Source organism: Pseudomonas sp. W15Feb9B (assembly GCF_000828175.1).
Taxonomy (GTDB): domain Bacteria; phylum Pseudomonadota; class Gammaproteobacteria; order Pseudomonadales; family Pseudomonadaceae; genus Aquipseudomonas; species Aquipseudomonas parakoreensis.
Genome location: NZ_JTKF01000007.1, coordinates 150,320 through 163,159, shown reverse-complemented (window position 1 = coordinate 163,159; position 12,840 = coordinate 150,320). Strand labels below are relative to the sequence as shown.

Annotated in this window: 8 protein-coding genes; 6 read left to right on the top strand and 2 right to left on the bottom strand. The window is 60.3% G+C overall.

The features are described 5' to 3' along the window. Positions 1–65: 65 nt before the first annotated feature. From OC71_RS05250 to OC71_RS05235, 4 genes are all read left to right on the top strand, one after another. Positions 66–554 carry a DUF3015 domain-containing protein gene (locus OC71_RS05250; protein WP_041065261.1) on the top strand — a complete coding sequence of 163 codons (489 nt, stop codon included), beginning with the start codon at positions 66–68 and terminating at the stop codon, positions 552–554. Positions 555–822: 268 nt separating this feature from the next. Continuing rightward, a complete protein-coding gene (locus OC71_RS05245; RefSeq protein ID WP_041065258.1) occupies positions 823–2,676 on the top strand; it encodes a DUF4105 domain-containing protein in 1,854 nt (617 codons plus the stop codon). A 154-nt stretch (positions 2,677–2,830) separates the two neighbouring features. Beyond that, a complete protein-coding gene (locus tag OC71_RS05240) occupies positions 2,831–3,187 on the top strand; it encodes a hypothetical protein (protein ID WP_007963787.1) in 357 nt (118 codons plus the stop codon). Positions 3,188–3,258: 71 nt separating this feature from the next. After that, a complete protein-coding gene (locus tag OC71_RS05235) occupies positions 3,259–3,753 on the top strand; it encodes a GreA/GreB family elongation factor (protein ID WP_041065255.1) in 495 nt (164 codons plus the stop codon). Here OC71_RS05235 and gdhA read toward each other — a convergent pair. Both gdhA and ettA read right to left on the bottom strand, forming a co-directional pair. After that, on the bottom strand, positions 3,750–5,087 hold the full coding sequence (gene gdhA, locus OC71_RS05230) for an NADP-specific glutamate dehydrogenase (protein WP_041065252.1): 1,338 nt from the start codon (positions 5,085–5,087) through the stop codon (positions 3,750–3,752). The genes OC71_RS05235 and gdhA overlap by 4 nt on opposite strands. A gap of 373 nt (positions 5,088–5,460) precedes the next feature. Next, a complete protein-coding gene (gene ettA, locus OC71_RS05225; RefSeq protein WP_041065248.1) occupies positions 5,461–7,125 on the bottom strand; it encodes an energy-dependent translational throttle protein EttA in 1,665 nt (554 codons plus the stop codon). 286 nt (positions 7,126–7,411) lie between these two features. Between ettA and OC71_RS05220 the strand changes: the two genes are divergently transcribed. Continuing rightward, a complete protein-coding gene (locus OC71_RS05220; RefSeq protein ID WP_041065245.1) occupies positions 7,412–11,260 on the top strand; it encodes a bifunctional diguanylate cyclase/phosphodiesterase in 3,849 nt (1,282 codons plus the stop codon). Between the two features lie 248 nt (positions 11,261–11,508). Continuing rightward, positions 11,509–12,762 (top strand): serine hydroxymethyltransferase, encoded by a 1,254-nt coding sequence (gene glyA / locus OC71_RS05215; RefSeq protein WP_041065242.1) that lies wholly within the window; start codon positions 11,509–11,511, stop codon positions 12,760–12,762. Positions 12,763–12,840: the final 78 nt, after the last annotated feature.

The window sequence follows — 12,840 nt, the reverse complement described above, 5'->3', positions numbered from 1 at the left end:
TGTCTAGGCAGCACTTGGGGGGCCAGAACCCTGTCCATTGGTATGCACACAAAGAGAACAAAGCTATGAAACGGATTCTTCTCGGTACTCTCTTCACCGTTGTTTCCCTCAATGCCATGGCGCAAGCGCCAGGCGGTCCGGATTGCGGTTGGGGCAACATGCTGTTCGAAGGTCAGCGTGGCACCCCGGCACACTTCCTGGCATCCACCACCAACGGCACCTCCGGTAACGCTACGTTCGGTATGACTTCCGGCACCAACGGTTGCTCCACCAACGCGTCGCTGACCTACGGCGGTAAATCCTGGTTCGCCATGAATGGCATGATGAACGAGCTGTCCGAAGACATGGCAAAAGGCAACGGCGAAGCGCTGACGACTTACGCTGTGGTACTGGGCGTGGCGCCGGAAGACCGTGCGCATTTCGCCGCTGTCACTCACGAGCACTTCCAGCAAATCTTCAGCAAGGCTGACGTGACCGCCGAAGACGTGCATACCAACACCCTGGCTGTACTGAAATCAGACCCACGTCTGGCCAAGTACGCCACTCAGGCTTAAGCTCGACCCCACCCGCTTCTTTCGGGAAGCGGGTTTTGTTTTTTATGGCCCACCCTTTTTGAGCAATGCAAGTCAGTTGTGACATGTGCTGAGCCCTGTGGCGAGGGAGCTTGCTCCCGCTGGAGTGCGCAGCGCTCCCGGTTTTCAAAACGGGGCCGCTGCGCGCCCCAGCGGGAGCAAGCTCCCTCGCCACAGGGTTGGTGCGGGTTTGACTGGTCGACATTAATGCTTGGGGTCTTTGTTTTTCTTTCGACTTAAGTTGCCACTTATGCTCAAACGCCTTGCCTGGCTGGCGCTCTGTGTCTGCGCCCCGCTGTCCGCCGCGCCTCACATCGACCCTCAACGTTTGCAGCAACTGGCCAACGACCGCTTCTGGATTTCCCTCGGTCATTACGAAACCGCCAAGCTCGGCGGCTGGCGCAGCTATGTCAGCGACAGGAAATTCTTTCTCGCGCCTGATGGCAACGAACACCCCGACCACGAGTTGGCCGCCACCGTGCAAGCGCTGTATGCCCCGGCCAGTCTCGGCGAGCAGCACGCGCAGTGCGTCTATCCGGCCCGCACCCGCTGGCTGAAAGCGCAGCTCAACCTGAGCGATCTGCCCGCCCCCGATTGCGCCGAATTCAAGAAATGGTTCAAGGACGTCTCGCCGCACAGCGCGGTGATGATCTTCCCGGCGGCGTACCTCAACAGTCCGTCGTCGATGTTCGGCCACACCCTGCTGCGCATCGATCAGGCCGACGTGCAGGCCGACAAGACTTCGCTGCTCAGCTACGCCATCAACTTCGGCGCCTACATCGAAGGCTCCGACAACAGCATCCTCTACGCCTGGAAAGGCTTGATGGGCGGCTACCCGGGGCTGTTCGCGCTGGTGCCGTATCAGGAAAAACTCTCCGAGTACCGCAGCCTGGAAAACCGCGACCTGTGGGAATACCGGCTGAACCTGACGCAAGCAGAAACCGCACGCATGGTCGAACATGTGTGGGAACTGAAGCAGATCCAGTTCGACTATTTCTTCTTCGACGAAAACTGCTCCTATCGCCTGCTCGAATTGCTGCAGGTGGCGCGTCCAAGCCTGCGCCTGACCGAGCAATTCCCGCTGACTGCCATCCCTACCGACACGGTCAAAGCCGTGAAGGAAGCCGGACTGGTGGAAAGTATCGAATACCGCCCATCCCGCGAACGTGAACTGCTCAGCCGTGCCCAGCCGTTGAGCAGTGACGAACAGCAATGGGTGCTGAAAGTCAGCGCCGATCAACAAGTGTTGCAAGACCCGACCTTCAAAGCCCTGCCCCGGGATCGACAGGCGCTGATCATCGATGCTGCGTATCGTCTGGAACGCTATCGCGCCAACGGTCAGGAACGTGATCCGCAACGCGCTCAGCGCAGCTTCGAACTGCTGCGGGCGATCAACAAAAACCCGGCGCCGGAGCTGCAGATCCCCCAACCGGGCCTGCCCGAAGACGGCCACGAATCACGCACCTGGCAGGCCGGCATCGGCACCCGGGGCGACCGTGCGTTCGGCGAGTACGGTTTGCGCATGGCCTATCACGACCTCAACGACAACGCCGAAAGCTTCCCCCTCGGCGCACAGATCGAAATCCTGCAAATGAAGCTGCGCCAGTACGAAGGCAACCAATGGCAATTCCAGCAACTGGATCTGGCGACCATTCGCTCGCTGACCCCGCGCAATGAGTTGCTGCAGCCGCTGTCGTGGCAAGTCACTGGCGGCCTTGAGCGCGTACCGGGCAAACACGATGACGAAAACCTGGTCAGCCACGTCAACGGCGGCGGTGGCGGCACCTGGCAACTGGGCGAAGACACGCTCGGTTTTGCCCTTGGCACGGTGCGCATCGAACACAACAATGACTTCGCCGAATTCGTCTCCCCGGCCGGCGGTTTCAATACCGGCGTGTTGTGGAAAAACCCGCTGGGCAATCTCAGCCTGGAAGCCAAGGGCGATTACTTCTTCAATGGTGAAGTGCGCCGTAGCCTGAGCCTGAACCAGCAGTGGGAATTGTCGCGCAACCTCGGTTTGCGCCTGAGTGCGCAGCGTGAGTTCAGTCATGTGGCGACGCCGGAAAACGAAGTGATGCTCGAAGTGAAGTGGTATCACTATTAAAAGATCGCAGCCTGCGGCAGCTCCTACAGTGGGAATGCATTTTTCCTGTAGGAGCTGCCGCAGGCTGCGATCTTTTGATCTTCCTTTCACACCCCATCAACGAATCCCCTTCTAGACTTTCCCTATCAGCCGAGAATCGGCGCAGGAGAGTGCAATGTGGCGGTGTGCGGGACTGTTGGGTGTTTTGCTGTTGCTCGGGGGTTGCCAGACCACCCATGAAGACTTGATCGCCAAAGGTTATCCACCAGCCTTCGCCGACGGTTTCGATGACGGTTGCGTCAGTGGCCGGCAAGCCGCCGGCTCGATCAGTGGCGAGTTTCGCAAGAACGTGCCGCGCTACCTCAAAGACAAGCAATACGCCGAAGGCTGGACCGACGGCTTTCGCCAGTGTCAGGCGATGCTCGAGAACAAGGATCGCGAAGAGTATCGCAACGAACACTGGGACGAGCGCGAGCGCGCCTGGCAACAACAGAAGGATCAGGACGCCGGACGGGCCTATCGCTCGCAATAGGTCGTTTCCAGACATCCAGTGAAACCAAATGCCGGCGACCATGGCCCAAACTCTATGCAGAGGAGGACAGCATGAGCCGCGCTTTCGTCAACGAAGACAATGCCGCCGCGCAAGCCGATCAGCCCGTCGAACGGCAGGTCAGCGCGCAGCCCAATTACGTCACACCGCAGGGGCTGGCACAGCTGCAGGCCAAAGTCGCCGAGCTGCAAGCCCTGCACGCCGAACAATCGGCCAAGGGCGAACAAGCCGACAAGCAGCGCCTGGCCGATCTCGAAAGGGATTTGCGCTACTTCAACCAACGCCTCGCCAGTGCACAAGTCGCGGCCCCCGCGACCTCTACCGAAAAAGTGCAGATTGGCAGTTGGGTGACCTTTGCCGACGAGCACGACACCGAAAGTCGGGTGCAACTGGTCGGCGAAGATCAGGCCGACGCCAGTCAGGGCCTGATCAACTGGGGCTCGCCGCTGGGCCGGGCGCTGCTCGGCGCCCGGCTCAATGACGAGGTGCTGTGGCAGCGCCCCGCTGGCGATCAGCTGATTGAGGTGATTCGCATCGAACCGGCTTAAACCACGCCTTGGGCCAACATCGCATCGGCGACTTTGACGAAGCCGGCGATGTTCGCGCCTTTGACGTAGTTGATCCGCCCGTTCTCTTCGCCGTAATGCACGCAAGCGTGGTGGATCGACTGCATGATCGCATGCAATTTGCTGTCCACCTCGCCAGCGGTCCACAGCAGGCGCATGGCGTTCTGCGACATCTCCAGCCCGCTGACCGCGACCCCGCCGGCGTTCGACGCCTTGCCCGGGGCGAACAGAATGCCGGCCTCGATAAAGATATCCACAGCCTCCAGCGTGGTCGGCATGTTTGCGCCCTCGGCGACGCACACGCAGCCGTTGCGCAGCAGTGTGCGCGCGGCGTTGGCGTCGAGTTCGTTCTGCGTGGCGCACGGCAACGCGATGTCGCACGGCAGCGACCACGGCAACTGCCCGGCGCGGAACTCCAGACCGAACGCCGTGGCCAATTCGCTGATGCGTCCGCGTTTGACGTTTTTCAGTTCCAGCAGCGCCAGCCACTGTTCTTCGCTCAGGCCCGATTCGCAGTACAACGTGCCTTCGGAGTCGGACAGGGAAATCACCTTGCCGCCCAGGTCCATGACCTTGCGCGCCGCGTACTGGGCGACATTGCCGGAACCGGAGATCGCCACGCGTTTGCCTTCGACGGTCTGTCCGCGGCGCTTGAGCATTTCTTCGGCGAAGTACACGCAACCGAAACCGGTGGCTTCCGGGCGAATCAGGCTGCCGCCGTAGGTCATGCCTTTGCCGGTCAACACGCTGGTGAACTGGTTGCTCAGGCGTTTGTACTGGCCGAACAGAAAGCCGATCTCCCGCGCCCCGACACCGATGTCGCCAGCCGGCACATCGACGTCCGCGCCGATGTGGCGGTACAGCTCGCTCATGAACGCCTGACAAAAACGCATCACTTCGGCGTCGCTTTTGCCTTTCGGATCGAAGTCCGAACCGCCCTTGCCGCCGCCCATGGGCAATGAGGTCAGGGAGTTCTTGAAGGTCTGTTCGAAGGCGAGAAACTTCAGCACGCCCAGGTTCACCGAAGGATGGAAACGCAAGCCGCCCTTGTACGGGCCGATGGCGCTGTTCATCTGGATGCGGAAACCGCGATTGACCTGGACCTTGCCCTGATCGTCGACCCACGACACGCGAAACACAATCGCCCGCTCCGGCTCGCAGATACGCTCCAGAATCCCTGAGGTCAGGTAATGCGGATTGGCTTCGAGAAACGGCCACAGACTGCGCAGGACTTCTTCGACGGCCTGGTGGAATTCGGGTTGATCCGGGTCGCGTTTTTTCAGTCGGGCGAGGAAGGATTCGACGGATTCGATCATGGGAAAAGTCTCGGCAAATTTATTGTCGTTGGAAGCGATTGAGCCGGACTGTAACAAACGAATTGCGCACAGTAACAGCGCAAAATGTCGCAGTTATGAAATTAAATGGTGCACAGGATATAAATCAGGCGGTTTTTTGATCTGGTTTTGCACCTGAATGGGGAGAACAGATTGAAGTGATGCACCAACAGTTACACCGCTATCGCTGGCAAGCCAGCTCCCACAGTTTTCGTGGCGCTCACACATTCCAGGTACAACAAAAATCCTGTGGGAGCTGGCTTGCCAGCGATGAACGCAACTCGGTATTGCCGAAAAAACCAGGCAAAAAAAAACGGAGCCCGAAGGCTCCGCTTTTTCATTCAACCAACCCGAATCAGGCCAGTTTCTTGTGGCGGACCCGGTGTGGCTGGGCCGCTGCTTCGCCGAGACGCTTTTTGCGGTCGGCTTCGTACTCGGTGTAGTTACCTTCGAAGAACACCGCTTGCGAGTCGTCTTCGTACGCCAGGATGTGAGTCGCGACGCGGTCCAGGAACCAGCGATCGTGAGAGATCACAATGGCGGCGCCTGGGAAGTCCAGCAGGGCTTCTTCCAGGGAACGCAGGGTTTCAACGTCAAGGTCGTTGGACGGTTCGTCGAGCAGCAGAACGTTGCCGCCCTCCTTCAGGGTCAGCGCCAGGTGCAGACGACCGCGCTCACCACCGGACAGGTCCTTGACGAACTTCTGCTGATCGCCGCCCTTGAAGTTAAAGCGACCGACGTAAGTGCGCGACGGAATCTCGTAGTTGCCGATGCGGATCTGATCGGAACCGTCGGAGATCTGCTGGAACACGGTCTTGCTGCCGTCGAGGTCTTCGCGGCTCTGATCCACGCAGGCCAGTTGCACGGTTTCGCCGATTTCGATGGAGCCGGAATCCGGAGTCTCCTTGCCCATCAGCATGCGGAACAGGGTCGACTTACCGGCACCGTTACCGCCGATCACGCCGACAATGGCGCCCTTCGGCATGGAGAACGACAGGTTGTCGATCAGGACGCGATCGCCGTAGCCCTTGGTGACGTTCTTGAATTCGATGACCTTGTCGCCCAGACGCGGACCGGCCGGGATGTAGATCTCGTTGGTTTCCGAACGCTTCTGGAACTCCTGCGACTGCATTTCTTCGAAGCGTTGCAGACGTGCCTTGGATTTCGACTGGCGGGCTTTCGCGCCTTTGCGCACCCACTCCAGTTCTTCCTTCATGGCTTTTTCGTGAGCCGACTGTTGCTTGGATTCCTGGGCCAGACGATCGGACTTGGCTTCCAGCCAACCCGAATAGTTGCCCTCGTAAGGAATGCCCGCGCCGCGGTCGAGTTCCAGAATCCAGCCGGCGACGTTGTCGAGGAAGTAACGGTCGTGCGTGATCGCGACCACGGTGCCCGGGAAGTCGTGCAGGAAGTGCTCCAGCCACGCCACGGAGTCAGCGTCCAGGTGGTTGGTCGGTTCGTCGAGCAGCAGCATGTCCGGGGCGGACAGCAGCAGGCGGCACAGGGCCACGCGACGCTTTTCACCACCGGACAGGTGTTCGACCTTGGCGTCCCAGGCCGGCAGACGCAGGGCGTCGGCGGCGACTTCCAGTTGACGCTCCAGGTTGTGACCATCGCTGGCCTGCAGGATTGCTTCGAGCTTGGCCTGCTCGGCAGCCAGCTTGTCGAAGTCGGCATCCGGGTCAGCGTAAGCGGCGTAGACCTCGTCCAGACGCGCTTGCGCGTCCTTGATCACGCTGACGGCTTCCTCGACCACTTCACGCACGGTCTTGGTCGGATCAAGTTGTGGTTCTTGCGGCAGATAACCGATGTTCAGGTCCGGCATCGGACGGGCTTCGCCCTCGAACTCGGTGTCGACGCCGGCCATGATTTTCAGCAGCGTGGACTTACCCGAACCGTTGAGGCCGAGTACGCCGATCTTGGCGCCGGGGAAGAACGACAGCGAAATGTTTTTCAGGATTTCCCGCTTCGGCGGAACAACTTTGCCCAGCCGATGCATGGTGAAGACGTATTGAGCCATGGAGAACCTTGGGTCAGTGACAGATGAATGATTGGAGCGCAGGCGATGCCCGGCCAGACCGATGCGCGTCGTTCACTTGATGGTCATCAATGCGTGCGCGCTGAAAAAGTCTGAGTCTAGGAGCTGGAACGCTCCCGCGTAACCGGCAAAGCTACCTGAATGACGGAAGGCAGTCCAGCCGAGTGGGGCTGGCACTTCGCCACAACTCAAGGCATGCTAGCCGCCCTTCGGGCGTCCGGCTTATAGTGCACGTCGCGCCAGTCCAGCCAAACCGCAGGATTTCAGCTTGTCCAACGTTACCCCGCCAGCTTCTGTGAGCGCGTCCAACCCGGGGACCGGCTCGCCCCTGCGCGGAACATTGAAGGGTGCCTTGGCGACGCTGGTACTTTTGCTGCTGGCATTGCTGTTCTGGCAGTTGCTCGACCAATTGCGCGAGACCCAGAAAAACCAGCGCCAGTACACCATCGACTACACCGCCGACCTCGCCTCACAGGTCAGCCTGAACATGTCGCTGAATGCGCAAATCGCCCTCAACCTGCTACCGATCGTCGAACAGCCACAGTCGTCCGACGAACAGCAGGCGCTGCTGCGCAAGCTCCAGCAATCGCTGCCGGACGTACGCAGCCTGGCCCTGCTCAGCCCGTCCGGGAAAATCCTCAACGACAGCGCCAGCGACAGCCACGACGCCGATTACCTCGCTGAACTGGTGCGCCGCAGCCGCGCCCAGGCGCATTACTTCAGCAACGCCGACGACGGCTCGGTGGTGCATCTGTTATTGCATCAAGCCAGCGGCAGCACGCGCGGTTACTGGGTGTTGCGCCTGACCCCGACCTTCTTCGACTCGCTGACCCAGCAGGGCGAAACCGGCATCCGCCCGTTGTGGCTGGTGGAAAACCGCCTCAACCACCAGATCATCAGCCGCGACGAAGCGCTGTCTTCAGCCAGGCCCGGCGTGCTGAGCCCCGACGACCTGGCCAACACTGTTTTAACCGTGCCGCTGAGCAGCAGCGACTGGCAGTTGCGCGGGCTGTTCGACCGTCAGCGGGTGCTCGAAGAACTGTTGCCAGCGTTTATCGGCAAATGCCTGCTGGGTCTGGCGTTCTCGATGCTGCCAGTGATCGCGCTGCTGAACATGCGTCGCCGCCAGCGCCAGTTGCATGAAGGCCGCCGGCGTTATCAGGACATCTTTGAAGGCACTGGCGTTGCGTTGTGTGTGCTCGATCTGTCCGGCCTCAAGCAGGTGTTCGACAAAGCACAGATCCAGACCAGCGACCAGCTCAAAGCCTGGCTCGACCAACCGGTCCAGCGCCAGCAACTGCTGCAAGAACTGCGCGTTACCGAGGTCAATCAGGTCGCGCTGCAGCTGCTCAATGTCAATTCCTGCGAGCACGCCTGGCAACTGCTGATCGACGGCCAGCCGCACAGCCAGTGCGCCATCGGCAACCAGGTGCTCGACGCCGTTCTGCAGCAACAGAATCAACTGGAACTGGAAATCAGACTGCCGGATATCAATGGCCGCGATCAGCACCTGTGGATGGTTCTGCGCCTGCCTGAAGAGCTGCACGACTATAAAGCGGTGATTCTGAGCATCAACGACATCACCAGCCGCAAGCTGATCGAACTGTCGCTGCTGGAGCGCGAAGGCTTCTGGTCGGACGTGGTGCGCACGGTGCCGGATCATCTGTATGTGCAGGACGTGATCAGCCAGCGGATGATCTTCAGCAACCATCACCTCGGCCAGACCCTCGGTTACAACCGCTCCGAGCTGCACCAGATGGGCGAGTACTTCTGGGAAATCCTCCTGCACCCGGAGGACGCCGACTATTACCACCGCTCACGGCAGATGCAGCGGCACGCCGGTTACAGTCAGTTGCTACAATGTCAGCTGCGCTTCCGCCATCGTGACGGCAAGTGGCGGCGCTTCGACATTCGTGAGCAAGCGCTGGCCCGGGACAAACACGATCAGGTCACGCGGATCATCGGCGTGGCCAAGGACATCACCGAGCAGATCGAGGCCAGTGAATCGCTGCGTGACAGCGAGCAGCGCTACCGCATGCTCGCCGAAAGCATCAGCGACGTGATTTTCTCCACCGACAGCAAGCTGTCGTTGAACTACGTCAGCCCGTCGGTGCAGGCGGTGCTGGGTTACGACGCCGAGTGGATTTTCCAGAACGGCTGGCAATCGACCATCGCCAACCCGCAGCAGCTGAGCGGCATCTATTCCCTGATGGACCGGGTCAGCAAAGCGCTCGACAAGCCTGAGCAACTCGCACAGCTGCGAAGCCAAGTGCAAACGCAGATGTTCCTGTTCGACTGCCTGCGCGCCGACGGTCGCAAGATCCCGATCGAGCTGCGCCTGGTGTTGGTGTGGGATGAACACGGCGCCTTCGAAGGCGTGCTCGGCGTCGGTCGCGATATCAGTCAGCAACGCCGCGCCGAAAAAGACTTGCGTATGGCGGCCACGGTATTCGAGCACTCGACTTCGGCGATCCTGATCACCGACCCCGCCGGTTACATCGTGCAGGCCAACGAAGCCTTCAGCCGGGTCAGCGGTTATGCAGTCTCGGAAGTGCTCGACCAGCTGCCGAACATGCTCACCGTCGACGAACAACAGGATGCGCACCTGCGTTACGTGCTCAAGCAACTGCATCAGCACAGCACCTGGGAAGGCGAAGTCTGGCTCAAGCGCCGTAACGGCGAGCATTACCCGGCATGGGTCGGCATCACGGCGGTACTCGACGATGAAGGTGATCTGGCCAGTTACGTGTGCTTCTTCAGTGACATCAGCGAGCGCAAGGCCAGCGAACAACGCATTCATCGCCTCGCCTACTACGACGCCCTGACCCACCTGCCGAACCGCACGCTGTTCCAGGATCGCCTGCACACCGCGCTGCAATCGGCCGAGCGGCAGAAGTCGTGGGTGGTGCTGATGTTCCTCGACCTCGACCGCTTCAAGCCGATCAACGACTCCCTCGGCCACGCCGCCGGCGACCGCATGTTGAAAGACATGGCCACGCGCCTGCTGGCCTGCGTCGACGAAGACGACACCGTGGCGCGCATGGGCGGCGACGAGTTCACCCTGCTCCTGCAACACCGCTCCAGCCGCGAAATGGCGCTGAACCGGGCGATTCATGTGGCCGAGCAGATCCTCGCCAGCCTGGTGAAACCGTTCGTGCTGGAAGGCCGCGAGTTCTTCGTCACCGCCAGTATCGGCATTGCTTTGAGTCCGCAGGACGGCAACGAACTCAGCCAGTTGATGAAGAACGCCGATACCGCGATGTACCACGCCAAAGAGCGTGGCAAGAACAACTTCCAGTTCTATCAGGCCGACATGAACGCCAGTGCGCTGGAGCGTCTTGAACTGGAAAGCGACCTGCGCCATGCGCTGGAACAGAACGAATTCGTCCTGTATTACCAGCCGCAATTCAGCGGCGACGGCAAACGCCTGACCGGCGCCGAAGCGCTGCTGCGCTGGCGTCATCCGCGTCGCGGGCTGGTGCCGCCGGGAGATTTTATTCCGGTGCTGGAAGAACTCGGTCTGGTGGTCGACGTGGGCGACTGGGTCATCAGCGAAGCCTGCCGTCAGCTCAAGACCTGGCACCAGAACCGCGTGCGCGTGCCGAAAGTCTCGGTGAACATCTCGGCGCGGCAGTTCTCCGATGGCCAGCTCGGTACGCGCATCGCCACGATCCTGCGCGAAACCGGGCTGCCACCGGCGTGCCTGGAGCTGGAGCTGACCGAAAGTATCCTGATGCGCGAAGTCAGCGAGGCGATGCAGATTCTCGCCGGGCTGAAAAACCTTGGTCTGAGTATCGCGGTCGACGATTTCGGCACCGGTTATTCATCACTGAACTACCTCAAGCAGTTCCCGATCGACGTGCTGAAGATCGACCGCACCTTTGTCGACGGCCTGCCGTCCGGCGAGCAGGACGCGCAGATCGCTCGGGCGATCATCGCCATGGCCCACAGCCTCAATCTGGCGGTAATCGCCGAAGGCGTGGAAACCCATGAGCAACTGGACTTCCTGCGCGAGCATGGCTGCGATGAAGTGCAGGGCTATCTGTTCGGCCGACCGATGCCGGCAAGCCGGTTTGAAGCGCAGTTCAGCAATGATGCGCTGTTCATGTTCGACTGAGGTTCTGTGTAAAGGCTGCTGACCCCATCGCTGGCAAGCCAGCTCCCACAAGGGTTGATGTCGATCACAAGTCGTGTAGTTCACCCAGGTTAATGTGGGAGCTGGCTTGCCAGCGAAGAGGCCGGCAAAAGCACCGCACATCTGTCATGAACGCCACTTGTCTGCGACATGATGTCGTTTCATATGCCATCCAAAACCCATTGGGTTAGAATGCCCCCCTTTTCTGCCCCCGATCCTTGAGGACCGCCATGTTCAGCCGTGATTTGACTATTGCCAAGTACGACGCCGATCTCTTTGCCGCCATGGAGCAAGAAGCTCAGCGCCAGGAAGAGCACATTGAGCTGATCGCTTCGGAAAACTACACCAGCCCTGCGGTGATGGAAGCTCAAGGCTCGGTACTGACCAACAAATACGCCGAAGGCTATCCGGGCAAGCGCTACTACGGTGGTTGCGAGTACGTTGACGTCGTTGAACAACTGGCCATCGACCGCGCCAAAGAGTTGTTCGGCGCCGATTACGCCAACGTTCAGCCGCACGCCGGTTCGCAAGCCAACGCCGCTGTTTACCTGGCCCTGCTGCAAGGTGGCGACACCATTCTGGGCATGAGCCTGGCCCACGGCGGTCACCTGACCCACGGCGCCAGCGTTTCCTCCTCCGGCAAGCTGTACAACGCCGTGCAGTACGGCATCGACGCCAATGGCCTGATCGACTACGACGAAGTCGAGCGTCTGGCCGTTGAGCACAAGCCGAAAATGATCGTGGCCGGTTTCTCTGCCTACTCGCAGATTCTGGACTTCCCGCGCTTCCGTGCCATCGCGGACAAAGTCGGTGCCTACCTGTTTGTCGACATGGCTCACGTGGCCGGTCTGGTCGCCGCTGGCGTCTACCCGAACCCGGTACCTTTCGCTGACGTCGTGACCACCACCACGCACAAGACCCTGCGCGGTCCACGTGGCGGTCTGATCCTGGCGCGCGCCAACGCCGACATCGAGAAGAAGCTGAACTCTGCAGTATTCCCGGGCGCCCAGGGTGGCCCGCTGGAGCACGTGATCGCTGCTAAAGCGATCTGCTTCAAGGAAGCGCTGCAGCCTGAGTTCAAGGCTTACCAGGAACAAGTGGTGAAGAACGCCCAGGCCATGGCCGAAGTGTTCATCGCGCGCGGTTTCGACGTGGTTTCCGGCGGTACCAAGAACCACCTGTTCCTGCTGTCGCTGATCAAGCAGGACATCTCCGGTAAAGACGCCGACGCCGCGCTGGGCAAAGCGTTCATCACCGTGAACAAGAACTCCGTGCCTAACGATCCACGCTCGCCGTTCGTCACTTCCGGCCTGCGCTTCGGTACTCCGGCTGTGACCACTCGTGGCTTCAAAGAGGCAGAGTGCAAAGAGCTGGCCGGCTGGATCTGCGACATCCTGGCTGACCTGAACAACGAAGCGGTGATCGACGCCGTTCGTGAGAAAGTCAAAGCCATCTGCAAGAAACTGCCGGTATACGGCGCTTGATGCGACGTTAAATCAGCAGCATGAAAAACCGGCCAAGTGATTGGCCGGTTTTTTTTCGTCTGCGTGAAAGTCGCTGCC

Coding starts and splice junctions, on each gene's coding strand:
- OC71_RS05250 (WP_041065261.1), top strand. CDS start 66: ATGAAACGGATTCTTCTCGGTACTCTCTTCACCGTTGTTTCCCTCAAT.
- OC71_RS05245 (WP_041065258.1), top strand. CDS start 823: ATGCTCAAACGCCTTGCCTGGCTGGCGCTCTGTGTCTGCGCCCCGCTG.
- OC71_RS05240 (WP_007963787.1), top strand. CDS start 2,831: ATGTGGCGGTGTGCGGGACTGTTGGGTGTTTTGCTGTTGCTCGGGGGT.
- OC71_RS05235 (WP_041065255.1), top strand. CDS start 3,259: ATGAGCCGCGCTTTCGTCAACGAAGACAATGCCGCCGCGCAAGCCGAT.
- gdhA (WP_041065252.1), bottom strand. CDS start 5,087: ATGATCGAATCCGTCGAATCCTTCCTCGCCCGACTGAAAAAACGCGAC.
- ettA (WP_041065248.1), bottom strand. CDS start 7,125: ATGGCTCAATACGTCTTCACCATGCATCGGCTGGGCAAAGTTGTTCCG.
- glyA (WP_041065242.1), top strand. CDS start 11,509: ATGTTCAGCCGTGATTTGACTATTGCCAAGTACGACGCCGATCTCTTT.